General features: G+C 75.2%; 22 protein-coding genes. 11 read left to right on the top strand and 11 right to left on the bottom strand.

Features of this window, described 5'->3' with window-relative positions; translation table 11 throughout:
• Positions 1–30: 30 nt before the first annotated feature.
• The 5 genes from GA0070614_RS00300 to GA0070614_RS00280 are packed head-to-tail and all read left to right on the top strand — an operon-like array spanning position 31 to position 6,767.
• Complete coding sequence (locus GA0070614_RS00300; protein ID WP_088974089.1) at positions 31–1,029, top strand: alpha/beta fold hydrolase; 999 nt, start codon at positions 31–33, stop codon at positions 1,027–1,029.
• 31 nt (positions 1,030–1,060) lie between these two features.
• The gene (locus GA0070614_RS00295) at positions 1,061–2,227 is read left to right on the top strand and encodes an acyl-CoA dehydrogenase family protein (protein WP_088974088.1); all 1,167 of its coding nucleotides are present in this window, start codon (positions 1,061–1,063) and stop codon (positions 2,225–2,227) included.
• Positions 2,217–3,437: an acetyl-CoA C-acetyltransferase gene (locus GA0070614_RS00290; protein ID WP_088974087.1), complete on the top strand. Its 1,221-nt coding sequence runs from the start codon at positions 2,217–2,219 to the stop codon at positions 3,435–3,437. Before GA0070614_RS00295 ends, GA0070614_RS00290 begins: the two co-directional genes overlap by 11 nt.
• A gap of 16 nt (positions 3,438–3,453) precedes the next feature.
• Positions 3,454–5,625: a 3-hydroxyacyl-CoA dehydrogenase NAD-binding domain-containing protein gene (locus tag GA0070614_RS00285; RefSeq protein ID WP_088974086.1), complete on the top strand. Its 2,172-nt coding sequence runs from the start codon at positions 3,454–3,456 to the stop codon at positions 5,623–5,625.
• Positions 5,622–6,767: a CaiB/BaiF CoA transferase family protein gene (locus GA0070614_RS00280; protein WP_231933453.1), complete on the top strand. Its 1,146-nt coding sequence runs from the start codon at positions 5,622–5,624 to the stop codon at positions 6,765–6,767. Before GA0070614_RS00285 ends, GA0070614_RS00280 begins: the two co-directional genes overlap by 4 nt.
• A gap of 110 nt (positions 6,768–6,877) precedes the next feature.
• Here GA0070614_RS00280 and GA0070614_RS00275 read toward each other — a convergent pair whose 3' ends face one another.
• Positions 6,878–7,099, bottom strand: coding sequence for a hypothetical protein (locus tag GA0070614_RS00275; protein WP_231933794.1), 222 nt, complete (start codon positions 7,097–7,099; stop codon positions 6,878–6,880).
• Between the two features lie 329 nt (positions 7,100–7,428).
• Between GA0070614_RS00275 and GA0070614_RS00270 the strand changes: the two genes are divergently transcribed.
• Positions 7,429–8,187 (top strand): class I SAM-dependent methyltransferase, encoded by a 759-nt coding sequence (locus tag GA0070614_RS00270; protein WP_088974084.1) that lies wholly within the window; start codon positions 7,429–7,431, stop codon positions 8,185–8,187.
• A gap of 100 nt (positions 8,188–8,287) precedes the next feature.
• On the opposite strand, the gene GA0070614_RS00265 is transcribed toward GA0070614_RS00270, so the two are convergent.
• Together GA0070614_RS00265 and GA0070614_RS00260 are read right to left on the bottom strand one after the other, a co-directional pair.
• Positions 8,288–9,031 carry a YqjF family protein gene (locus GA0070614_RS00265; protein WP_088974083.1) on the bottom strand — a complete coding sequence of 248 codons (744 nt, stop codon included), beginning with the start codon at positions 9,029–9,031 and terminating at the stop codon, positions 8,288–8,290.
• A gap of 83 nt (positions 9,032–9,114) precedes the next feature.
• Complete coding sequence (locus tag GA0070614_RS00260) at positions 9,115–9,696, bottom strand: M23 family metallopeptidase (protein ID WP_088979102.1); 582 nt, start codon at positions 9,694–9,696, stop codon at positions 9,115–9,117.
• A gap of 196 nt (positions 9,697–9,892) precedes the next feature.
• Here GA0070614_RS00260 and GA0070614_RS00255 point away from each other — a divergent pair, with 196 nt between their 5' ends.
• Positions 9,893–10,789, top strand: a complete 897-nt coding sequence (locus tag GA0070614_RS00255) for a bifunctional helix-turn-helix transcriptional regulator/GNAT family N-acetyltransferase (RefSeq protein ID WP_088974082.1) — start codon at positions 9,893–9,895, stop codon at positions 10,787–10,789.
• Between the two features lie 16 nt (positions 10,790–10,805).
• On the opposite strand, the gene GA0070614_RS00250 is transcribed toward GA0070614_RS00255, so the two are convergent.
• Genes GA0070614_RS00250 through GA0070614_RS00225 form a run of 6 tightly spaced genes read right to left on the bottom strand, consistent with a single transcriptional unit; the run spans position 10,806 to position 16,507 of the window.
• Complete coding sequence (locus GA0070614_RS00250) at positions 10,806–11,336, bottom strand: P-loop NTPase family protein (RefSeq protein ID WP_088974081.1); 531 nt, start codon at positions 11,334–11,336, stop codon at positions 10,806–10,808.
• A gap of 47 nt (positions 11,337–11,383) precedes the next feature.
• A complete protein-coding gene (locus GA0070614_RS00245; protein WP_088974080.1) occupies positions 11,384–12,922 on the bottom strand; it encodes a long-chain-fatty-acid--CoA ligase in 1,539 nt (512 codons plus the stop codon).
• Positions 12,919–13,386 (bottom strand): MaoC family dehydratase, encoded by a 468-nt coding sequence (locus GA0070614_RS00240; RefSeq protein ID WP_088974079.1) that lies wholly within the window; start codon positions 13,384–13,386, stop codon positions 12,919–12,921. The genes GA0070614_RS00245 and GA0070614_RS00240 overlap by 4 nt, the downstream gene beginning before the upstream one ends.
• Positions 13,383–14,555, bottom strand: coding sequence for an acyl-CoA dehydrogenase family protein (locus GA0070614_RS00235; RefSeq protein ID WP_088974078.1), 1,173 nt, complete (start codon positions 14,553–14,555; stop codon positions 13,383–13,385). Before GA0070614_RS00235 ends, GA0070614_RS00240 begins: the two co-directional genes overlap by 4 nt.
• A 28-nt stretch (positions 14,556–14,583) precedes the next feature.
• Positions 14,584–15,342: a 3-oxoacyl-ACP reductase FabG gene (gene fabG, locus GA0070614_RS00230; protein WP_088974077.1), complete on the bottom strand. Its 759-nt coding sequence runs from the start codon at positions 15,340–15,342 to the stop codon at positions 14,584–14,586.
• 16 nt (positions 15,343–15,358) lie between these two features.
• Complete coding sequence (locus GA0070614_RS00225) at positions 15,359–16,507, bottom strand: acyl-CoA dehydrogenase family protein (protein ID WP_088974076.1); 1,149 nt, start codon at positions 16,505–16,507, stop codon at positions 15,359–15,361.
• 88 nt (positions 16,508–16,595) lie between these two features.
• Between GA0070614_RS00225 and GA0070614_RS00220 the strand changes: the two genes are divergently transcribed.
• The 3 genes from GA0070614_RS00220 to GA0070614_RS00210 are packed head-to-tail and all read left to right on the top strand — an operon-like array spanning position 16,596 to position 19,797.
• On the top strand, positions 16,596–17,261 hold the full coding sequence (locus tag GA0070614_RS00220; RefSeq protein WP_088974075.1) for a TetR/AcrR family transcriptional regulator: 666 nt from the start codon (positions 16,596–16,598) through the stop codon (positions 17,259–17,261).
• A gap of 44 nt (positions 17,262–17,305) precedes the next feature.
• Complete coding sequence (locus GA0070614_RS00215) at positions 17,306–18,724, top strand: aldehyde dehydrogenase family protein (protein WP_088974074.1); 1,419 nt, start codon at positions 17,306–17,308, stop codon at positions 18,722–18,724.
• A complete protein-coding gene (locus tag GA0070614_RS00210; RefSeq protein WP_088974073.1) occupies positions 18,721–19,797 on the top strand; it encodes a Zn-dependent alcohol dehydrogenase in 1,077 nt (358 codons plus the stop codon). Before GA0070614_RS00215 ends, GA0070614_RS00210 begins: the two co-directional genes overlap by 4 nt.
• Positions 19,798–19,866: 69 nt before the next feature.
• On the opposite strand, the gene map is transcribed toward GA0070614_RS00210, so the two are convergent.
• Complete coding sequence (map, locus tag GA0070614_RS00205) at positions 19,867–20,649, bottom strand: type I methionyl aminopeptidase (RefSeq protein ID WP_088974072.1); 783 nt, start codon at positions 20,647–20,649, stop codon at positions 19,867–19,869.
• 66 nt (positions 20,650–20,715) lie between these two features.
• Between map and GA0070614_RS00200 the strand changes: the two genes are divergently transcribed.
• Positions 20,716–21,018 (top strand): helix-turn-helix transcriptional regulator, encoded by a 303-nt coding sequence (locus GA0070614_RS00200; protein ID WP_088974071.1) that lies wholly within the window; start codon positions 20,716–20,718, stop codon positions 21,016–21,018.
• A 56-nt stretch (positions 21,019–21,074) separates the two neighbouring features.
• On the opposite strand, the gene GA0070614_RS00195 is transcribed toward GA0070614_RS00200, so the two are convergent.
• Complete coding sequence (locus tag GA0070614_RS00195) at positions 21,075–23,783, bottom strand: helix-turn-helix transcriptional regulator (RefSeq protein ID WP_231933452.1); 2,709 nt, start codon at positions 23,781–23,783, stop codon at positions 21,075–21,077.
• Positions 23,784–23,823: the final 40 nt, after the last annotated feature.

Below are 23,823 nucleotides of genomic sequence, written 5' to 3'. Positions count from 1 at the left end.
CCGGCCCCGCGACGGTGCCAGGGTGGGTGGGTGCACTCCCCCGACCCGACCCGGCTGGTCCACTGTCGACGCGGCGCCGGCCCGCCACTGGTGCTGATCCACGGCATCGGCAGCCGCTGGCAGGTGTGGCAGCCGGTCCTCGACGAGCTGGCCCGGCACCGGGACGTCATCGCGCTGGACCTGCCCGGCTTCGGCGCGTCCCCGCCCTGGCCCGACCCCGGCCCCGGGGTGCGGCCCGGATCGGTGGACCACCTCGCCGACCGGGTGGCCGCCTTCCTCGACACCCTCGGCGTGTCCGGGTACGCGGTCGCCGGCAACTCCCTCGGCGGCGGCGTCGCGCTGGAGCTGGGCCGCCGGGGCGCGGCCCGGGCGGTCACCGCGTTCTCGCCGATCGGGTTCTGGGGTCCGCTGGGACGGCGCTGGTGCCGGCTCGTGGTCGGCGGCGCGCGCGCCGCCGGGACGGCGCTGCGACCGGCGCTGCCCCGCGCGTTCGCCCACCGGGCCGGCCGGGTCGCGCTGTGCGGGGTGTTCCACGGCCACCCCGGACGGTTGACGCCGGCCGAGTGCGTGTCGGCGGCGGCGGCGCTGGCCGGCGCCCCCGGCTTCGCGGCGGCCCGGTCGGCGTTCGGCGACTGGCAGCTGCACCCGGAGCCGGACGACGCCGCGACCCTCGCCGCGCCCGCCGATGCGTCCCGGACCACACCCACCGCCGCTGACCGCCGCCACCCGCCCGCCGTCCGGGACCGGGCCGGGCAGCCAGGTCACGGCGGGCGGCCGGGACAGGACGGCAGGCAGCCGGGGCAGGGCGGCGGGCGGCCGGGCCGGCACCGCGGGCCGGGCGCGCTGGCCGCGATCCCGGTGACGATCGCCTGGGGCACCCGGGACCTCGTCCTGCCGTACCGGAGTCAGGCCCGGCGGGCCCGGACGGCGCTGCCGGCGGCCCGGCACGTCGCGTTGCCCGGGTGCGGGCACCTGCCGTTCGCGGACTCACCGGAGACCTGCGCGCGGTTGCTGATCGAGACTTGTTGACACGTCGCCAACAAGCGGTGAGGGTGTACCCATGCCGACGCCTGGACTCGACACCTACACCTCGCCGTGGCGCGAGCCCGAGCACGACGACCTCGCCGAACTCGCCCGCGACTTCTTCACCAAGGAGGTGCTGCCGCACACCGAGCGGCTGCTGGCGCAGGGCCATCCGGACCGCGAGCACTACCGGCGCGCGGGCGAGCTGGGCCTGCTCGGGCTCTCCGTGCCCGAGGAGTACGGCGGCGGGGGCGGCGGGTTCACCCACGAGGCGGTGATGCTGCACGAGCAGGCCCACTGCGGCGAGAGCACCCTCGGGCTGGCCGTGCACAGCGGGATCGTCACCGGCTACCTCGTCGCCTACGGCACCGAGGAGCAGAAGCGGCGCTGGCTGCCCGGGCTGTGCAGCGGCGAACTCGTCGGCGCGATCGCGATGACCGAGCCCGACGGCGGCTCCGACCTGCAGGCGATGCGGACCCGGGCGGTCCGCGACGGCGACGACTACCTGGTCACCGGGGCGAAGACGTTCATCAGCAACGGCGGCCTCGCCGACCTGATCATCGTGGCCGTCAAGACCGACCCCGAGCAGCGCGCCGCCGGCATCTCCCTGCTGGTCTGCGAGGTCGGCGACGGACCGGCCGGCTTCCGCCGGGGGCGGCTGCTGTCGAAGATCGGGCTGCACGGCAACGACACCGCCGAACTGTTCTTCGACGACCTGCGGGTGCCGGCGGCCAACCTGCTCGGCGGCGCCGAGGGGCTCGGCTTCTTCCAGATGATGCAGGCGCTGCCCCAGGAGCGGCTGGTCATCGGCGTCGGCGCGGTCGCCGCGATGCAGCGCGCCGTCGAGCTGACCACCGCGTACGTCAAGGAGCGCACCGCCTTCGGCAAGCCGCTGATCGGCCACCAGAACACCCGGATGGTGCTGGCCGAGTGCGTCACCCGGACCCGGGTCGCCCGGGTGTTCCTCGACGACTGCATCGTCCGGCACGACCGGGGCGAGTTGGACGTGGCCACCGCGGCGATGGCGAAGTCCTGGCTCACCGAGGGGCAGTGCGAGGTCGTCGACCGGTGCCTGCAACTGTTCGGCGGCTACGGCTACACCACCGAGTACCCGATCGCCCGGATGTACGCCGACGCGCGGGTGCAGAAGATCTACGGCGGCACCAACGAGATCATGAAGGAGCTGATCGCCCGTGCCCTCTGACGGCGAGGCCTACGTCTACGACGCCGTACGCACCCCGCGCGGGCGCGGACGCGACACTGGCGCCCTGCACGGCGTCAAGCCGATCACCCTGGTCGTCGGGCTGATCGACGCGCTGCGCGAACGGCATCCCGGGCTGGACCCGCAGCGGCTGGAGGACCTGCTGCTGGGCATCGTCACCCCGATCGGCGAGCAGGGCGGCGACCTGGCCCGCGCGGCGGCGCTGCTGGCCGGGCTGCCCGACCACGTCGGCGGGGTGCAGCTCAACCGGTTCTGCGCCTCCGGTCTGGAGGCGGTCAACCTGGCCGCCGCGCGGATCCGCTCCGGCTGGGAGCACCTGCTGCTCGCCGGTGGCGTCGAGTCGATGTCCCGGGTGCCGATGGGCGCCGACGGGGCCGCCTGGGCGATGGACCCGGAGACCGCCCTGGCCACGTCCTTCGTGCCGCAGGGCATCAGCGCCGACCTGATCGCCACCCTGGAGGGCTTCACCCGCGACGACGTCGACTCGTACGCGCTGCGCTCGCAGGAGCGGGCCGCCAAGGCGTGGGCCGGCGGGCACTTCGCCCGCTCGGTGGTGCCGGTCCGCGACGCCAACGGGCTGGACGTCCTCACCGTCGACGAGCACCCGAGGCCGGAGACCACCCGGGAGGCGCTGGCGAAGCTGTCGCCGTCGTTCGCCACCATCGGCGAGATGGGCGGCTTCGACGCGGTCGCGGTGCAGCGGTTCCACTGGCTGGAGGCGATCGAGCACGTGCACCACGCGGGCAACTCGTCGGGCATCGTGGACGGCGCGGCCCTGGTGCTGATCGGCTCCGACACGGTCGGGGCGGAGCTGGGGCTGACCCCGCGCGCGCGGATCGTGGCGACCGCGGTCAGCGGCGCCGACCCGACGCTGATGCTGACCGGGCCGATCCCGGCCACCCGCAAGGCCCTCGACGTGGCCGGGCTGGGCGTGGCCGACATCGACCTGTTCGAGATCAACGAGGCGTTCGCCGCGGTGGTGCTGAAGTACATCCGTGACCTGGAGCTGGACCCGGACACGGTCAACGTCAACGGCGGGGCGATCGCCATGGGACACCCGCTCGGCGCCACCGGCGCGATGCTGCTCGGCACCGCCCTGGACGAACTCGAACGCCGCGACCTGCGCCGGGCCGTGGTGACCCTGTGCATCGGCGGCGGCATGGGCGTCGCCACCGTCATCGAGCGCTGCTGAACCGGGAGGACCAGCCATGACCGACACCATCCGGTACGACCGCGGCGCCGACGGCATCGTCACCCTCACCCTCGACGACCCGGACCAGTCCGCGAACACCATGAACCGGGCGTACGCCGCCTCGATGAGCGCGGTGCTGGACCGGCTGGAGGCCGAACGCGACGAGCTGACCGGGGTCGTCGTCACCAGCGCCAAGCAGACGTTCTTCGCCGGCGGCGACCTGGACGAGATGGGCCGCGCCACCCGCGCCGACGCGCCCGCGCTGGCCGAACTGCTCGGCACGATCAAGCGGGACCTGCGCCGGCTGGAGACGCTGGGCCGTCCCGTGGTCGCGGCGATCAACGGCGCCGCGCTCGGCGGCGGCCTGGAGATCGCGCTGGCCTGCCACCACCGCATCGCGCTGGACGCGCCCGGGTCCCGGATCGGGCTGCCCGAGGTGACGCTGGGGCTGCTGCCCGGCGCGGGCGGGGTGACCCGTACGGTGCGGATGCTCGGCCTGGCCGCCGCGCTGACCACGGTGCTGCTCACCGGCCGGCGGATGCGTCCGGCCGAGGCGCTCGCCGCCGGCCTCGTCGACGAGGTGGTCGCCACCGACGAGGAGATGCTGACCCGGGCTCGCGAGTGGATCGCGGCGAACCCGCACCCGGCCCAGCCGTGGGACCGCCCCGACTACCGGATGCCCGGCGGCACGCCGGCCAGCCGAGGTCTGGCCGCGCAGTTGCCGGCGTACCCGGCGAACCTGCGCAAGCAGCTCAAGGGCGCCCGGCTGCCGGCGCCCGAGGCCATCCTCGCCACCGCCGTCGAGGGGGCCCAGGTCGACCTGGAGACCGCGCTGACCGTGGAGACCCGGCACCTGATCACCCTGCTCACCGGGCAGATCGCCAAGAACATGATCGGGGCGTTCCACGTCGACCTGCGGGCGGTCAACGGCGGCGCGGCCCGGCCGTCCGGGGTGGAGGCCGCCGCCGTGCGCAAGGTGGCGGTGCTCGGCGCCGGCATGATGGGCGCCGGCATCGCGTACGTCTGCGCGAAGGCCGGGCTGGACGTGGTGGTCCGCGACGTCTCCGAGGAGGCCGCCGGCCGGGCCCGCGAGCACGCCGGGAAGCTGCTCGCCAGGGCGGTGCGCCGGGGCCGGCTCGGGGAGGCCGACGCGCAGGCCGTGCTGGCGCGGATCACCACCACCGCCGGCCTCGACGCCCTCGCCGGCTGCGACGCGGTGATCGAGGCGGTCTTCGAGGACCCGGCGCTCAAGCAGGCCGTCTTCGCCGAGGTGGCGCCGGTGGTGGCCGCCGACGCGCTGCTCGCCTCCAACACCTCCACCCTGCCGATCACCGGTCTCGCCGCTCAGGTGGCGCGACCGGCGGACTTCATCGGCATGCACTTCTTCTCCCCGGTGGACAAGATGCCGCTGCTGGAGATCGTGGTCGGCGAGCAGACCGGCGACGTCGCGCTGGCGCGGGCGTTCGACCTGGGCCGGCGGATCGGCAAGACTCCGATCGTGGTCAACGACGGGCGGGGCTTCTTCACCAGCCGGGTGATCGGCAGGTTCATCGACGAGGCGGTCGGCATGGTGGCCGAGGGGGTGCCGGCGGCGTCGGTCGAGCAGGCCGCGTTGCAGGCCGGGTACCCGACCGGGCCGCTCGCGCTGGCCGACGAGGTCAGCCTCACCCTGATCCAGCGCATCCGTCGGCAGTTCGAGGCCGCCGGGGAGGGCTTCGTGGCCCTGCCGTCGCACCGGCTCGTCGACGACATGGTGGACCGCCACGACCGGCCGGGCCGGGCCGGTGGGCGTGGCTTCTACGACTACGCCGACGGCGCCCGGGGGCGGCTCTGGAGCGGGCTGGCCGACCTGGCCACCGAGGCCGGGCGGGCGGTGCCGCTGCCCGACCTGCAGGAGCGGATGCTCTTCGCCGAGGCGCTCGACGCGCTGCGCTGCCTCGACGAGGGGGTGCTGCGTACCGAGACCGACGCCAACATCGGCTCGATCCTCGGCATCGGCTTCCCGGCCTGGACCGGCGGGGTGATCCGCTACGTGCGCCAGTACGCCGGCGGGCCGGCCGGTTTCGCCGCCCGGGCGGCCGACCTCGCCGCCCGCTACGGTGACCGGTTCACGCCCCCCGCCGACCTCGCCGCGCGGCTGGCGGCCGGCTCCCCGGCCCGCGACGGCCAGCCGGTGGGCGCCGCGTGAGCCCCGACGTGCCCGACGGCGGCGGGCCGGGCGGCCCGCTCGCCGGGGTACGGGTCGTCGAGTTGGCCAGCCTCGCCCCGGCGCCGTTCGGCTGCATGGTGCTGGCCGACCTCGGCGCCGACGTGGTCCGCGTCGACCGGCCCGGTGGGCCCGGCGCGGGGCGGCTGGCCGCTCCGCAGGGCGGGCCGTTGCAGCGTGGACGCCGGGTCGTCGCGCTGGATCTGAAGTCCCCGGCCGGGGTGGCGGACCTGCTGCGCCTGGTGGAGCGCGCCGACGTGCTGGTCGAGGCCTACCGGCCGGGGGTGGCCGAGCGGCTCGGCCTCGGGCCGCAGACCTGCCGGGAGCGCAACCCCCGGCTGGTGTACGCCCGGATGACCGGCTGGGGTCAGGAGGGCCCGCTGGCCCAGCGGGCCGGGCACGACATCGACTACATCGCGGTGGCCGGCGCGCTGGAGCCGCTGGGCCGGGCCGGGGAGCGCCCGCACGCGCCGTTGAACCTGGTCGGTGACTTCGCCGGCGGGGGGATGCTGCTCGCCGTCGGGGTGCTGGCGGCGCTGCTGGAGCGGGAACGCTCCGGCGTCGGCCAGGTCGTCGACGCCGCCATGGTGGACGGGTCGGCGCTGCTGACCTCGTTCCTGCACGGCATGCTCGACGCCGGGCTGTGGCCGGCGCCGCGTGGCGGCAACCTGCTCGACGGCGGCGCGCCGTTCTACGACACGTACCGCACCGCCGACGACGGGTTCATGGCGGTGGGTGCGCTGGAGCCGGCCTTCTACGCCGCGCTGCTGGCCGGGCTGGGCCTGGCCGACGAGGACCTGCCCGCCCAGTACGACCCGAGCGGCTGGCCACGGCTGCGCCGCCGGTTCACCGAGCGGTTCGCCCAGCGCACCCGTGACGAGTGGACCGAGGTCTTCGCCGGTCTCGACGCCTGCGTCGCGCCGGTGCTCACCCCCACCGAGGCGCACCGGCACCCGCACAACGCGGCCCGGGACACCTTCGTCAGCGTCGGCGGCCAGGTGCAGCCCGCGCCGGCGCCCCGATTCGGTCGTACCCCGGCCCCGCTCCCGCGTCCGGCGCCGGACCCGGAGCGGGACCTGCTGGACGTGGCGGCGGTCGTGGCGGGCTGGCCGGCCCGGTCCTGACGGCGTCCGGCGTCATCCCGGCGGCGTCGATCGCCCGCCCCCGGGGTGACGCCGGGCGGCCGTCGGCCGGTACGCCGGACGCACCACCCGGGGCGTGGGATCGGCGGCGGCTACGCCGAGCGCCGCAGTTCGCGCCAGCCCGGGGCGCCGGCGCGCCAGGCGTCGGCGAGGATGCTGGCCGAGCTGCGGGTCGCGCACTCCAGCACCTCGGAGCGGCCCTGCGCTCCGCCGATCTGCGCCTGAACCTCCCAGCGACGCCCATCCGTGCGGATGTAGACATCGCGGCGCCCACGGGGCGTCGGGTCCCCGTTCCACCAGTGCTCCTCGACCATCACCTGGCGACCGTACCAGTGCGGGGCGTGGATGCGGCATGGCGGACGGGGCGCGGACGTCACCGGGTGGGCGCTGGCTGCCGCCCGAAAGGACCAGCGCCCCGGCCGCCCGAGCGGTCCGGACGCCCCGGCGGCGCATCCGGCAGCGACGCCGCCCGACGGTCGAGGTCCGGCGCGAGGGCGCGGGCGGGCGCCCCGGCACCGGTTCGGATCATCGCAGTGCCGAGCCACCCGACCACTGATGCCAGGATTCCGTAGTTGCCAAGATTGTGCAACAAGTGCCTCTCACCTCTCGACACCGGCCAGGCCGCGTAACTATCGTCACCGTCATGACTCCTTACATCGTGGATGCGCGGGCATGGCAGGAGAGCTGGGACCGGCAGCAGGAGGCGTACCTGCCCGACCGTGAGCACCGCTTCGCCGCGCTGCTGGACGCCGCCGAGGCCGTCGCCGGGGACGGGCCGCCACGGCTGCTGGACCTCGCCGGCGGCACCGGCTCGATCAGCCTGCGCGCGCTGGCCCGCCGGCCCGACGCGCAGGTCACCGTGCTCGACCTCGACCCGGTCCTGCTCCACATCGCCGAGGCGTCCCTGCCCCGGCACGCCGGCGTCGTCACCGCCGACCTGAACCGGCCGGACTGGCCGGACGCCCTCCCCCACCACGAGTACGACGCCGTGCTCACCGCCACCGCCCTGCACTGGCTCGACGGCCCTCGACTGGCCACCCTCTACCGGGAGATCCGCCAGGTACTGAAGCCCGGCGGGGTCTTCGTCAACGCCGACCACATGCCCGACGACACCCTGCCCACCCTCACCGGCCGGCTCTCCGAGCAGGCCCGGCAGCGACGCGCCGCCCGCCGGCGCGCCGGCGCCGTCCTGTCCTGGGAGGGCTGGTGGGAGCAGGCGGCCGCCGATCCCGACCTCGCCACGCTGGTCGAGAAGCGGCGCGCGATCTACCCGAGCGGACACAGTCCGGAGTGGACACCCTCGGCCGGGTGGCACCTCGACGCGCTGCGGGAGGCCGGCTTCCGCGAGGTCGGCGTGCTCTGGCGCAACGGCGCGGACGCCGCCGTGGCCGCGGTGCGCTGACCGCCCGGACCGCCAGTGCGGCGCGCGTCTCCGGGCGGTGCGGTGACCGCGTGCCCGACACCCGACGGCCGGCACCGGCTCGCCCTGCGCGGCGGAGCGGTCAGGCCGGTCGGCGCAGGGTCACCGGCGGGCCGAACCGGACCGGGACGCCCGGGGAGTACAGCACGCTGGCCGGTGGTCCGGCCGGCGCCGGCAACCCGGCCGCGCCGATCAGCTCGTCGTCCAGGTGCAGCAGCTCCGCCCGGTGCAAGGGCCAGCGCGGATGCCAGTTCGGCAGGTGCAGGGTGCGTCCGTGGGCCCGGGTGTGCAGGCCCCAGCGGGCGGTGACGAAGTGCTCCAGCGGGGTCGGCTCGGCGATCGGCGCACCCACCCGGACCACCATCCGGCTGGTCGTGCCGGCCGGGCCGGGCCAGCGGCGACGGCACCGGTAGGTGCGGCGGTCCCCGTCGCGGTCCAGCCGCATCGCCGACCACAGGTACGGCAGCCCCAGGGCGGCGCGGGCGACCAGCACCGGCACCAGCCGGGACGCGTCCAGCGAGCGGAACACCACCGCGCGCCGGCCGGCGCCGTCGACGGAGTAGAGCCGGACGTTGGTCTCCCAGAAGGTGCCGAGGTACGGCACGGCAGGCCCCCGGCCGAGACCCAGCCCGACCATCCGGAAGCCGATCAGCCCGACGTACGTGCGTCCGTCGAGGGTGTCCGGGCGGGTGCCGGCGGGAAGCAGCGGCGCGACGAGTTCCGGCGCGACCGCCCAGTGCAGGAAGGTGAGGTCCTCCCAGCGCTGCCGCAGCATCGCTCGCGGGAACGCCTGCGCGGGCGCGGCGTCGACCGGCTCGATGTCCACCCTGTCATCGTGCCGCACGCCGGACGGGCCGGCCGGTCCGGCAGGCCGGTCCGGTGGCATCGGGCAGGTCAACTGCCGGCCGGTCAGCGCGGTGGGCAGTTGTTGCTGGTGAGCCGCACCGCGTACTCGCGGTCGTCCCGGGTGATGCCCGACGGCACGCCGTCGAAGTGGGTCTCCACCTTCTGCCAGCCCCGGCGCTGCTCGTAGTGCAGGTGCGGCGCGCCGGAGTTGCCGGTGCTGCCGATCCGCCCGATCTGCTCGCCCTGGGCGACCCGCTGACCGACCCGGACCAGCGGCGGTTCGAGCAGGTGCAGGTAGTGCGTCTCCCACTTGCCGCCGTGGTCGATCTTCACCCAGTACCCGCCGCCCCGACCCCGTGGGCCGTTCGGGTTGTCCGGGGTGCGGGCGCCCAGGGAGCCGTTGATCCCGGCCACGGTGACCTCGCCGGCGTACGACGCGAGCACCAGACGCCCCCACGCCTCCCCCTTCGTGGGGAACAGGTCGACGTCGTAGTCGTCGTGGCCGGGGTAGGTGCTCAGCCGCCAGGTCTCACCACAGGCGACGGGGAGCTGGAACGGCGGGCGTGGCCCCGGCGGGAGCAGCAGCGGCACGACGACCGCCGCGGCGGCGACCAGGGCCGCGACGACGCCCGCGATGAGGAGCATCCGGGCGACACGGCGACGGGTGCGGCGCTTGCTCGGCTCGCCGGTCGTCACCGCTCGATCATGACAGACCCCGGCGATCGGACGGCGACGCCGGTGGGACGCCCACCGCGGGGTGGCGCGTCGCCGGGCCGGGCCTCGAAACGCCACGCCTCACCCTGTCGGCGAGAATCACGAATACCTGACTAAGGTCAGGGATATGGACTCGGAACTCACCGCCGCGGTGCGGCGGTTCAACCGGACGGTCACCCAACGGGTGGGGGCGCTCGACGACGGGTACATGGCCCGTGGCCGTCCGCTGGCCCAGGCCCGGCTGCTGTGGGAGATCGGCCCCGACGGCGCCGAGGTCGCCGCGTTGCGCACCCGGCTCGGGCTGGACTCCGGGCATCTCAGTCGGCTGCTGCGCGCCCTCGAGGGCGACGGCCTGGTGGCGGTCGGGCCGACCGACCGGTCCGGGGGTGACGGGCGGGTGCGGGAGGCGGTGCTCACCGACGCCGGGCGGGCCGAGTGGGCCGTACTCGACGCGCGCTCCGACGAGTTCGCCCGGTCGATCCTCGCACCGCTGGACCCGCCGCGCCGCGAACGGCTCGTCGCCGCGATGGCCGAGGTCGAGCGACTGCTGATGGCGTCGATGGTGGTGATCGAGGTGTGCCCGCCGGGTGACCGCAGGGCACGCGCGTGCGTGCGGGCCTACGCCCGGGACGTCGCGCAGCGGTTCGACGACGGGTTCGACCCGGCCCTGAGCAGCCCGGTGCGGGACGAGGACCTCGTCCCGCCCGCCGGCGTGTTCCTGCTCGCCACCCTGCACTCCGAGCCCGTCGGCTGCGGCGCGGTCAAGCTCCACCGCGATGCGCCCGCCGAGATCAAGCGCGTCTGGGTGGCGGACGCGGTGCGCGGGCTCGGCGTGGGCCGGCGGATCCTGGACGAACTCGAACGGCACGCCGCCGCGCGTGGCTGGACGACGGTCCGGCTGGACACCAACCGGCGGCTGACCGAGGCGATCGCGATGTACCGTGCGGCCGGCTACCGGGAGATCGCGCCGTACAACACCGAGCGGTACGCGCACCACTGGTTCGAGAAGCAGCTGGCGCCGTGACGGTGTCGACGGGTGGTCATCGGCGGGGCAGGTCGGCCAGCCAGCGTTCCAGCTCCGCCGGACGGCGGAACAGCAGCACCGGCGGCCCGGACGGGTCGGCCTGCCAGGCCCGCATCCGGCGCCGGGCCCGGCCGAACGCGGTGACGTGCCACAGCAGGATCGAGTCCCGGGAGAGCACGCTGCCCAGCGACTCCCGGTTGCCGTTGCAGATCTGCTCCCCCGTCACCAGCCGGCGCAGCGTACGGCGCAGCAGGCGGCCGAAGGAGCGCCAGCGCGGGTAGTCCAGGCCGACGACCAGGTCGGCGCGGGCCAGCGGCACGTCCCGCCAGCCGTGGTACGCCCCGTCGAGGATCCACCGCTCGCCCCGGCAGATCGCCTCGATCCGACTGCGCTGCCGGTCGACCGGCACCTCGACCCAGCCGGGCTGCCAGAGCAGGTCGTCGACCGGGTGCCAGGGCAGTCCGAGACGCTCGGCCAGCCGCGCGGCGAGGGTGGACTTGCCCGCGCCGTACACCGCGTAGATCAGGATGCGCGACGGCGTGCTCACCGCGGCAGCGTACGTCGCCGGCGCGGCGGCGGCACGTCGTCGCGGGCTCAGTCCACGCCGGGCGTCGACAGCGAGCGGCGCAGCTCCCGCTTGAGCACCTTCATGCCGGGCCCGAGCGGCAGCGCGTCGACGTAGCGGACCTGGCGCGGGTACTTGTGCCGGCCCAGGTGCGTCCGGGACCAGTCGATCAGCTCCTGCTCGCTCGGCGGCGTCGACGCCGCCGGGTCCGGCACCACCACCGCGCAGATCTCCTCGCCGTGCCGGGCGTCGGGCAGGCCGATCACCGCCACCTGGCCCACCGACGGGTGCCGGATCAGCGCCTCCTCCACCTCGCGGGGGTACACGTTGAAGCCGCCGCGGATGATGATGTCCTGCGTGCGGTCGACGATCGTGATGAACCCGTCGGCGTCCTTGCGTCCCAGGTCACCGCTGCGGAACCAGCCGTCGACCACGGCCTCGGCGGTGTCCTCCGGCCGGCCGAGGTAACCGGCGAAGACGTTGTGGCCACGGATGACGATCTCGCCGAGTTCACCGGTGGGCAGCAGCTCGATCCGGTCGTCCAGGTCGGCCCGGGCGATCTCCACCTCGACGCCCCACACCGGGTGTCCGACGGTGCCGGCCCGGGTGCCGAAGTGCGGCTGGTTGGTGGTGGCCGTCGGTGAGGTCTCGGAGAGGCCGTAGCCCTCGAAGACCGTCGTGCGGAAGGTGGTGTGGAACGTCTCGAGCACGGCCACCGGCAGCGACGCCCCACCGGAGACGCACAGGCGCAGGGCGGGCAGGGTGTCCAGGTCCCGGCTCGCGTCGAGCAGCGCGACGTACATGGTCGGCACGCCGTGGAAGACGGTCACCGCCTCGCGCAGCATCAGGTCGATCGCCGCCGGGCCGGTGAACCGGCTGAGCAGCACCAGCGTCGCGCCGATGCGGAAGGTGCCGTTCATCGCCACGGTCTGCCCGAAGCTGTGGAACAGCGGGAGGCAGCCGAGCACCACGTCGGTGCTGCGCGCGTCGTTGGCGTCGAAGACGTTGACCGTGGCGTTGAGCACGAGGTTGAGGTGGGTGAGCACCGCACCCTTCGGGGTGCCGGTGGTGCCGCTGGTGTAGAGGATCACCGCCGGGTCCTCGGCGGACCGGGTCAGGTACGACGGCAGCGGGGCGGACCCGCCGGCGTCCTCCAGGCGGGGCGCCTCGGCCGCCGGGCCGACCGTCACGAGCGGCACCCCCGCCAGCGCCGCGGCCCGCGCGCCCATCGGCAGCTGGGAGGTGTGGCAGACGAGCAGGGTGGCGCCGCTGTCGCGCAGCACGTGCGCGGCCTCGTCGGGGGTCAGCAGCAGGTGCACCGGCACGAGCACCGCCCCGGCGGCGAGAGCGCCGTAGTACACCCGGGGGAAGTCCACCACGTTGGGGGCGAGCAGGGCGACCCGGTCGCCGGGGCGCACGCCGAGCGCGCGCAGCCCGGCGGCGTGGCAGCGGGCCTCCAGCCACAGTTCGGCGTACGTCACCCGGATGTCGCCGTCGACGACGGCGACGGTGTCGGCGTGCCGGCGGGCGGACTCGGCCAGGATCATCGCCACCGACAGCGCGGTCACCGGGCCGGCTCCCCGGTCAGCAGCCGGCTCACCGTCTCGGCGACGCAGACGGGCTTGCCGCCGTCGTCGCTGTCCACGGTCGCCGAGGTGACGAGCTGCACCCCGCCGGGGACGGGCGACACGTCGGCGATGGTGACGGTGGCCCGCACGGCGGCGCCGACGCGCAGCGGGGCGGGGAACCGCACCCGGTTGAGCCCGTAGTTGATGCCCATCCGGACGCCCTCGACCCGGTAGAGGCGGCCGGCCAGCGCCGGCAGCAGGGACAGGGTGAGGTACCCGTGGGCGATCGTGCCGCCGAAGGGGCCGGTGGCGGCCCGCGCGGCGTCGAGGTGGATCCACTGGTGGTCGCCGGTGGCGTCGGCGAAGAGCTGGACGCGGTCCTGCCCGATGCGCTCCCAGGGCCCGGGGCCGAGGGTCTCGCCGACGGCGGCGGCCAGCTCGTCGGTGGAGGCGAACGTCCTCATCCGAGGTGCCCTCCCAACCGGGTGTAGCCGCGCAGCAGGTCCCGCGCGATGATCAGACGCTGCATCTCGTCGGTGCCCTCGAAGATGCGGTACAGCCGGACCTGCCGGTACCAGCGTTCGATGGGCAGCTCCCGGGTGTAGCCCATGCCGCCGTGGATCTGTAGCACCCGGTCGACGACCCGGTTGACCATGCCGGCGCCGTACAGCTTGGCCATCGAGGAGGCGTGGCGCGGGTCCATGCCCGCATCGACGGTCCAGGCGGCGCGCAGGATCAGCCAGCGGGCGGCCTCCAGCTCGGTCTCCGAGTCGGCGATCATCCACTGGATGGCCTGGTTGGTGCCGATCTTCGCGCCGAAGGTCTCCCGGGTGTTGGCGTGCTCGATCGCCATCCGCAGGGCCCGTTCGGCGATGCCGACGGCGTGCGACGGGATGGTGTAGCGGCCCTTGCCGATCCACTGCATGCCCAGGGCGAAGCCCTGGCCGATCTCGCCGAGGATGTTACGGTGCGGCACCCGCACGTCCTCGAAGATCAGCGACGCCGGGCCGCCCTCGCCCATGGTCGGGATGAACTCCGAGCGCCAGCCCATCGCCCGGTCGACGAGGAAGGCGGTCGCCCCGCCATTGCGGGCGCCCTTGTCCCGGTCGGTCACCGCCACCACGATGGCGAAGTCCGCGTCGTCGCCGTTGGTGATGAAGGTCTTCTCGCCGTTGAGCACCCAGTCGTCGCCGTCGCGGCGCGCCGAGAGCCTGATGTTGGCGGCGTCGGAGCCGGCGCCGGGCTCGGTGATCGCGAAGCAGGAGATCCGCTCCCCCTCGATGGTGGGGATCAGGAACTCGCGCTTCTGCTCGTCGGTGGCGTGGAACAGGATGTTGTCGGCCTCGCCGCCGAAGCGGAACGGCACGAACGTGCGGCCGATCTCGGTCCAGATCAGCGACTGCGTGACGGCGGACAGGTCCATGCCGCCGTACTCCTCGGGGGTGGCCAGGCCCCAGAAGCCGAACTTCCTGGCCTTGAGTTGCAGCTCGCGCAGCTCGGACCGCTCCAGGCCGGGCCGGTGGGCGCGTTCGCGGCGCAGCACCTCCTGTTCCAGCGGCATCACCTCCCTGGTGATGAAGTCGCGGGCCGTGTCACGGACGGCCCGTTCCTCGTCGGACAGTGCGAAGTCCATGTGCTACCTCCTCTGCGCCGGGCGCGGGTCAGCGCGCGCCGCCGTTGACGTACAGGGTCTGGCCGGTGACGTACGAGGCGTCGTCGCTGGCCAGGAAGGCGATCACCGAGGCGATCTCGGCCGGCTGGGCGACCCGTCGCAGCGGGGTGTGCTCGGCGACCATCCGCTGGTGCTCCTCGGGGTTACTGCCGACCCGCTGCGCGGTGGCGGCCGTCATGGCGGTGGCGACGTAGCCGGGGGCGACGGCGTTCACGGTGACGTTGAACGGGCCCAGCTCGACGGCGAGCGTGGCGGTCAGCCCCTGCACGCCCGCCTTGGCCGCCGCGTAGTTGACCTGGCCCCGGTTGCCGAGCGCGGAGCGGCTGCCGAGGTTGACGATCCGGCCGTAGCGGGCGGCGACCATGTGCTCCTGCACCGCCTGGCAGCAGAGGAACATGCTGGTCAGGTTGGTGGTCAGCACCGCGTCCCAGTCGGCGCGCGGCATCTTGAACAGCAGGTTGTCGCGGGTGATGCCGGCGTTGTTGACCAGCACGTGCACCGCCCCGTACGTCTGGAGCACCCGGGCGCTCATCGCGGCCACCGCGTCGGCGTCGGTGACGTCGCACCCGATGCCGACGGCCCGGCCGCCGGCCGCGGCGATCTCGTCCGCGACGGCCTGGCTGCGCGCGGCGTCGAGGTCGACCACGGCGACCGCCGCGCCCTCGGCGGCCAGGCGGTGGGCGGTGGCCGCGCCGATGCCCTGCGCCCCTCCGGTGACGACGGCGATCCGGTCGGCGAATCTGGTCATGCTTCTCCCCAGGACTCTAGAAGGCGTCGACGCCGGTGAGGGCGCGTCCGATGAGCAGGTGCTGGATCTGGCTGGTGCCCTCGTAGAGGGTGGCGACGCGGGCGTCGCGCAGGTACTTGGCGACCGGGTACTCGTCGAGGTAGCCGTACCCGCCGAAGACCTGCAGGGCGTCGTTGGCCGCGCGGACGGCGGCCTCGCTGGCGAACAGCTTGGCCATCGACGCCTCGGTGGCGAAGGGCTCGCCGCGGTCGACGAGGTCGGCGACGCGCCACACCAGCAGCCGGGCGGCGGCGGTGTCGACCGCGATCGAGGCGAGCAGCTGCTGGACGAGCTGGTGGGCGGCGACCGGCTTGCCGAACTGGGTGCGCTGGCCGGCGTAGGCGACGGCGGCGTCCAGGCAGCCCTGGGCGATGCCGACGCAGCCGGCGGCCACCGACATCCGGCCCTTGGCGAGGGTGGCCAGCGCCAGCCGGAAGCCCCCGCCCTGCTCGCCCAGGCGCGCCGAGTCGGGCACCCGTACCCCGTCGAGGCGCAGTTCGGCGGTGGCCTGCCCCCGCAGGCCCAGCTTGCCGTGCAGCTCCCGGCGGGTCAGGCCCGGGCTGTCGGTGGGCACCAGGAAGGCGGTGATGCCCCGGTGCCCGTCGCCGCCGCTGCGGGCCAGGACGAGGGCGACGTCGGCGGTGGTGCCGTTGGTGATGAACGTCTTGGTGCCGGTGAGCAGCCAGTCGCCGCCGGCGCGCTCCGCGCGGGTGCGCAGCGCGGCGGCGTCGGAGCCGCTGTCGGGTTCGGTCAGCGCGAAGCAGCCGAGGGCCGCGCCGGAGCAGAGCGGGGGCAGCCACCGCGCCCGCTGCGCGTCGGTGCCGTGCGCGGCGATCGCCTTGGCGACCAGGCCGAGCGAGACCGAGACGATGCCGCGCACCGCCGAGTCGCCCCGGCCCAGCTCCTCCAGGACCAGGCAGTACGAGAGGTGGTCCCCGCCGGAGCCGCCGTGCTCCTCGGCGACGGTGAGTCCGAGGAAGCCGAGGTCGCCGAGCTTGCCGACGATGGCCGGGTCGACGGCCTCGCGCCGGTCCCAGTCCCGCGCGTACGGCGTCACCTCGCGGTCGACGAAGTCGGCGGCGAGGTGACGCACCGCCGCCTGTTCCGGGGACAGCTGGAGATCCATGACCCTTAAACTAGCGCTGCAAGTTTTAATCCGTCCAGACCCTGGTGTGGCAGAGTCTGCGGCGGATCACCGAGTGAGGGAGGCAACGATGCCCCGGCCGCGGCAGGCGCTGCTCAACCGGCAGCTCATCGTCGAGACGGCCGCCGCGCTGATCGACGCCGACGGCCTGGAGGGCTTCTCCACCCGCCGACTCGCGGCGGAGCTGGGCGTGCGCGGGCCGTCGCTGTACAACCACTTCGCCACCAAGGACGAGATCCTCGACGCGGTCGCCGACAGCATCACCGCACAGGTCGACGTGTCCTTCTTCGGCGCCGTGGACTGGCGCGAGGCGCTGCGCCGGTGGGGGCACTCGTACCGGGCGGCGCTGGCCGCGCACCCGCACATCGTGCCGTACCTGGCCCAGGGCCCCGGGCGGCGTCCGGCGGCGCTGGCCATGGCCGACGCCGTCTACGGTGGACTGGTCGACGCCGGCTGGCCACCCGCCCGGGCCACCCACATCGGCGCGCTCATGCGGTACTTCGTCGCCGGATCGGCGCTCGGCTCGTTCGCCCGGGGGTTCGTCGAGGACCCGGGGCTGTACGCCGAGCAGTACCCGCACCTGACCCAGGCGCACCGGCTCGCCGAGCACCAGCAGCGCGTCGACGAGGGCGCCTTCACCCTCGGCCTCGACGCGCTCATCGAGGGGCTGTCGCGCACCTACGAACGCACGGTCGGCGCGCTGCCGCCCTTCCCGCCCGACGCCACTGCCGACTAGAGTAAAACTTGCACTGCTAGTTTCGGGGCGACGTGAGGGGCGCGATGGAACTCGCACGGACCGACTTCTACCTGGACGGACGCTGGGTCACCGCGTCCGGCGCGGACACCGTCGAGGTGCAGAACCCGGCGACCGAGGAGATCGTCGGGAGCGTACCGGCGGGCTCGGCGGCCGACGTCGACCGCGCGGTCGCCGCCGCCCGCGCCGCGTTCGACGGCTGGGCGGGCACCGCGCCGGCCGACCGGGCGAAGGCGCTGCACCGGCTGCACACCGCGCTGGCCGCCCGCGCCGAGGAGATCGCCCGCACGGTGGCCCTGGAGCTGGGCACCCCGCTCAAGGTGGCCACCCGGGTCCAGACCGGTCTGCCGCTGACCGTGCTGCGCGGCTACGTCGACCTGGCCGGGCAGGCACCGGCCGAGCACACGGTGGGCAACTCGCTGGTGGTCCGGGAGCCGGTCGGCGTGGTCGGCGCGATCACCCCGTGGAACTACCCGCTGCACCAGGTGGTGGCCAAGCTGGCCCCGGCGCTGGCCGCGGGCTGCCCGGTGGTGCTCAAGCCCAGTGAGCTGACGCCGCTGGTGGCGTACCTGCTCTTCGACGCGATCGACGAGGCCGGGTTCCCGCCCGGGGTGGTCAACCTCGTCACCGGCACCGGCCCGCAGGTCGGCGCGGCCATCGCCGCCCACCCGGACGTCGACATGGTCTCCTTCACCGGCTCCACCGCCACCGGCCGGCAGATCTCGCACCTGGCCGCCGACCGGATCGCCCGGGTGGCGCTGGAACTCGGCGGCAAGTCGGCCAACGTGATCCTCGACGACGCCGACCTGGCCACGGCGGTGAAGGTGGGCGTCGGCAACGCCTTCCTCAACTCCGGGCAGACCTGCACCGCCTGGACCCGGATGCTGGTGCACCGGACCCGCTACGAGGAGGCCGTGGCGCTCGCCGCGCAGGCCGCCGCCGGGTACCGCCTCGGTGACCCGTTCGACCCGGCGACCCGCCTCGGCCCCCTCGTCTCGGCGGCGCAGCGCGACCGGGTCCGCACGCACGTGGCCCGGGGCCTCGCCGACGGGGGTCGGTTGGTCGCCGGTGGACCGGACGCCCCGGTGCCGGACCGGGGCTTCTTCGTCGCGCCCACGGTCATCGCCGACGTCGACCCGGACAGCGCCCTGGCCCAGGAGGAGGTCTTCGGCCCGGTGCTCGCCGTCATCCCGGTCGACGACGACGAGCACGCCGTCGCGGTCGCCAACAACTCCCGCTACGGGCTGGCCGGCGCGGTCTGGTCCACCGACACCGACCGGGCCCTCGCGGTGGCCCGGCGGATGCGCACCGGCGCGGTGGACATCAACGGCGCCCCGTTCAACCCGCTCGCCCCGTTCGGCGGCTACAAGCAGTCCGGCCTCGGCCGGGAGCTGGGTAGCTACGGGCTCGACGAGTTCCTCCAGACCAAGGCCATCCAGCGATGAGGGCCCTGGTGGCCCGCGCCGTCGGCGACCCGCCCCGGGTGGAGGAGATCGACCTGCCCGCCCCGGGCCCCGGCGAGGTGCGGGTGGACGTCCGGGCCGCCGGGGTCTGCCACTCCGACCTGTCCATGGTCGACGGCACCCTGACGCCGCCGTACCCGCTGGTGCTCGGCCACGAGGCGGCGGGCGTGGTGCGCGAGGTCGGCGACGGCGTCGACCGGGTACGCCCCGGCGAGCACGTGGTGCTGAACTGGGCGCCGCCGTGCCGGCGGTGCTGGTACTGCGGGCACGGCGAGCCGTGGCTATGCGAGTCCGCCGGATCGCCGGCGTTAACCCGGGGCCGGACCCGCGACGGCACGCCGCTGCACGTCACGCTGGGTCTGGGCGCCCTCGCCGAGCAGGTGGTGGTGCCGCAGCAGGCGGTCATCGGCGTCCCCGCCGAGCTGCCCTTCGCCGCCGCCGCGCTGCTCGGCTGCGCCGTGCTCACCGGCGTCGGCGCGGTCCGCCGTACCGCCCGGGTGGCCGCCGGTGAGTCGGTGGCCGTGATCGGCCTCGGCGGGGTGGGCCTGTCCGTGGTCGCCGCCGCCCGGGCGGCCGGGGCCGCTCCGGTGCTCGCCGTCGACGTGTCACCGGCCAAGGCGGAGCTGGCCGTCGCCGCCGGCGCGACCGACTTCCTGCTCGCCGACGACAACCTCAACCGGGCGGTCCGGGCGCGCACCGGCGGCCGGGGCGTCGACCACGCCGTGGAGTGCGTCGGGCGCAGCGCCACCATCCGTACGGCGTGGCGGGCCACCCGCCGGGGCGGTCAGGTGACCGTGGTGGGCATGGGGGCCAAGGACGACGTCGTCGGGCTCGGCGCGCTGGACATCTTCCACTCGGCCCGGACGCTGCGCTCCTCGGTCTACGGCTCCTCCGACCCCGACCGGGACCTGCCCGAACTCGCCCGGGCCGTGCGCGACGGCACCCTCGACCTGGCGCCGTTGATCACCGACCGGGTGGCGCTGGACGACGCCCCGGCGGCGTTCGACCGGATGGCCCGGGGCGAGGGCGCCCGTACCGTGGTCCTGCTGCCCTAGGCCCGCGGCGGTCGCGCGACGGGTGGGCTGCCGGTCGGCCGAGCGGTCCCCACCGCGGCGGCGGTCACCTCACGGTCGCGGCTGCTTCGGCACGGTGAGGATCTCGGCGCCGTCGTGGGTGATGGCGATGGTGTGTTCACTGTGCGCCGTGCGGCAGCCGGTCGCGCTGCGCAACGTCCAGCCGTCGGCGTCGGTGACGAGGGCGGCGGTGTCCGCCATCACCCAGGGCTCCAGTGCCAGCAGCAGCCCGGGGCGCAGCCGGTACCCGCGACCGGGCCGCCCGGTGTTGGACACGTGCGGGTCCTGGTGCATCGTCGACCCTACGCCGTGCCCGCCGAACTCGGTGTTGACCGAGTATCCCGCCGCGCGGAGGACCGAGCCGATGGCATGGGAGATGTCACCGATGCGCGCGCCGGGGCCCGCCGCGGCGATCCCCGCGCTCAGGGCACGTTCGGTCGCGTCGATCAGCGCCACGCTCTCCGGGGGCCGCACGTCGCCCACGATGAAGCTGACGGCGGAGTCGGCGACGATCCCGCCGTGGGAGACGGCGAGGTCCAGCGAGAGCAGGTCGCCGTCGGCGAGCGCGTAGTCGTGCGGCAGCCCGTGCAGCACCGCGTCGTTGACCGACGTGCAGATGTAGTGGCCGAACGGCCCGCGTCCGAAGGACGGCTCGTAGTCGACGTAGCAGGACTTCCCGCCGGCCTCGGTGATCATCGCCTGGGCCCACTGGTCGATGTCCAGCAGGTTCGTGCCCACCTCGCAGCGGCTGCGCAGCGTCTGCAGGATGTCGGCGACCAGGGCGCCTGCCTCCCTGGCGCGGGGCAGTTCGGTGGGATCCAGGATCTCGATCATGCAGACTCTTCCTCGCGTACCCAATAAATATCCCGGCCATGTTATCCCGGTACTAGAATCGCAGCCATGGTCAGGTTGCCGCTCACTCCCGAGGAGGTCGAGCGCGGGCAGCGTCTCGGCGCCCTCCTGCGTCGCGCCCGGGGGCAGCGTTCGATGCTCTGCACCGCGTTGGACGCGGGTGTCTCGCCGGAGACCCTTCGCAAGATCGAGTCCGGTCGGGTGGCCACCCCCGCCTTCTCGACCATCGCCGCCATCGCCGACGTGCTCGGCCTCTCCCTCGACGAGGTCTGGTCGGAGATCAACCGGTCCGACGGCGGTGCCGCGTTCACCGGATCGGGCCGCACCGCGGGTCGGCGGCTGGCCTCGTAGGTCCGGGCCCGCAGCGCCGGGAGGACCTGGGCGCGGCGCTGTCCGGGCCGGTGCGCCTAGGACAGCACACGGGCCAGTTCGATGCGGGAGCGGACGCCGAGCCGGTGGAAGATGTTGCGCAGGTGGTGGTCGACCGTCCTGGTGGACAGGAACATCCGGGCGGCGACCTCCCGGTTGGTGGCCCCCTGCGCGACCAGCCGCGCGATGCGCAGTTGCTGGCCGGTCAGCAGATGCGCCGCCTCCCGCTCCGGCGGGCCGACCGACTCCCCCGCCGCCCGCAGCTCCGCGGTGGCCTGCTCGGCCCAGGTGCTCGCCCCCAGCAGGGTGAACGCCTCCCGGGCCCGGTGCAGGTGCGCCCGGGCGTCGCGCGGTCGCCGGCTGCGGCGCAGCTCCTGACCGAAGAGCAGTTCGGTGCGGGCCCGCTCGAACGTGCCGGCATCGGCCGGGTGCAGCCGCAAGGCGGCGCGGAAACCCTGCTCGGCCGCGGCGCTGCCGCGCGGGGCGAGCAGCGCGTGGCACCGGGCGGACAGGGCCCGGCGGGACGGGCTCGCCGTACTGCTGGCCCACCGGTCGAAGACCGCGAGCGCGGCGCTCGCCGCCGGGTGGTGGGCCAGGTGGGCGGCGGCCTCCACCAGGTACGGCGTCGCCATCACCTGGACGAGGACCTGACCGCGTCCGGTGCCGGTACGGGCCAGCGACGCCAGCCGGGCTGCCGCGTCGGCGTGCCGGCCGTCGACCAGGTCGAGCACGCCCAGCGCCCACTGCGCGAGCGCGTGCGGGCGGCTGCCCGGCGTCGGCGCCTCACCGATCTCGGCGATCCGCCGCAGACTGGTGGCCCGGTCGGCCCGGACGGCGGCCAGCACGGCCAGCATGCCCAGGTGGACCGCGACCCCGTTGGCCTGACCGGTGGCGCGGGCGACCCGCAGTCCTTCCCGGGAGCTCTCCCCGGCCGCCTCGTGCCGGCCCAGCCAGTACTCGGCGACGGCTCGCAGGTCCAGCGCCCGGGGCAGCACCGACAGCTCACCCCGGTCGCGGGCGAGCGCGACGGCCCGGTCGGCGAGCCGGTGCGCCGCGCTGTCCACGGCCACCAGCAGGCCGGCCACCGCCGCGCTGCACAGCGCGGTCGGGGTGAGTTCCGCCGCGGCCAGCCGGTCCCCCAGCACGACGGCCCGGCGCAGCGCGGGCCCGGCCCGCTCGTGATCGGCGCGCAGCGTCGCGGCCACCCCGGCGATCAGCGCGCCGGTCAGTTCCGTCGCCGGTGGGTCGTCCGGCCGGCACAGCCGCTGTGCCCGGCGCGCCACCTCGGCGTAGCGGTACTGGTCGCCGGAGAAGCAGGCCGCCTCGCCGGCGCGGGCCAACGCGCCGAGGGCCGCGGCGCGATCCGTGCCGGCCACCGCCTCGGCGCCGGCCAGCAGGGTCGTCAACGCCGCCGGCGGTGCGCCGCAGCGCAGTTCCAGCTCGCCGCGCAGCAGGTCGGCCCGGCCGGACCCGGCCGGATCGGCGGCGGGCAGCGTGGCCAGCAGCAGCCGGGCCTCGTCGGGTCGGCCGGCCGACCAGGCGTAACGGGCGGCGGTCAGCAGGCGGGTGGCGGCGTGGGCCGGGTCGAGCTCGGCGGCCCGCCGCAGTGCCGCCGAGGCGGTGGCCCAGCCGTCCTCACCACCGGCCGCCGCCTCCGCCAGCTCCGCCGCCAGCAGCGGATCCGGGCCGGCCGCGACGGCGGCGAGGTGCAGGGCCCGGCGCAGCCGCCGCCCGGCGCCGGCACACAGGTCGGCGAGGAGCAGGTGCGCCGCCCGGCGCCGCGCGAGGGGCGCGGTGGCCTCCACCATGGACCGGGCCAGCGGCTGCGGGAAGGTGACCCCGTGCGGGCCGACCCGCACCAGGCCGGCGGCCTCGGCCGGCGCGAGGGCGTCCACCGTGGTCCCGGCGGCCCGCGCGGCCCGGGTGAGGGTGGCCGGATCGCCGTCGGTGTCGAGCGCGGCGAGCAGCAGCACCCGCCGGGTGTCCGGCGGCAACCGGTCCAGGCGGGCGCGGTAGGCGCGGGCGAGCCCGCCGTCGGGCGGTGGTGCGGTGGGCAGCGGCTCCTCCCCCCGGCACTGACCGGGGGTGAGCGCACCGGCGAGGTCGACCAGGGCCTGCGGGTTGCCTCCGCCGAGGGCGGCCAGCGCGGTGACGACCGTCTCCGGTGGCCGTCCGGGCAGCCGGTCGGCGAGGACGGCCCGGCTGTCGGCCTCGCCGAGGGGTCGCAGCCGATAGCCGGGAATGCCGTCGGCCGTGGCGTCGACGCCGGCGGTGAGCACGACGGCGACCGGCAGGTCGCGCAGCCGTCGGGCCACGAAGGCCAGCACCTCGGCGGTCGGCCGGTCGCCCTGGTCGACGTCGTCCATGGTGCAGAGCAGGGGACGCTCGCGGGCGGTGACGGCGAGCAGGCCGAGCACGGCCATCGACAGGGCCAGCCGGTGGCAGGCGGGGCAGCCCTCGCCGGTCAGCGCCCGGCGCAGCACGCTCTGCTGCCGCTCGGGCAGGGCCCCGGCCCGGTCGAGCAGCGGGTCGAGGAGCCGTTGCAGCCCCGCGTACGGCAGGGCGGCCTCGTCGGCGAGCCCGGTCCCGGCGAGGGCGGTGCGGTGCGCGGCGTGCCGGTGCGCGTAGGTCACCAGCGCGGTGCGACCCGAGCCGGGCTCACCCTGGAACAGCAGCGCTCCCCCGCCCGTCGGGCCGTCGAGCAGGCGTCGGATCTCCCGGCACTCGTCGTCGCGCCCCCGCAGCACGGTTATTTGCACTCTTGATGCAGTAACCATGCAGGTAGTT

Source organism: Micromonospora coxensis, from assembly GCF_900090295.1.
GTDB lineage: Bacteria > Actinomycetota > Actinomycetes > Mycobacteriales > Micromonosporaceae > Micromonospora > Micromonospora coxensis.
Note: the sequence above shows the minus strand (reverse complement) of the source record. Positions and strands in the feature narration are given on the sequence as shown.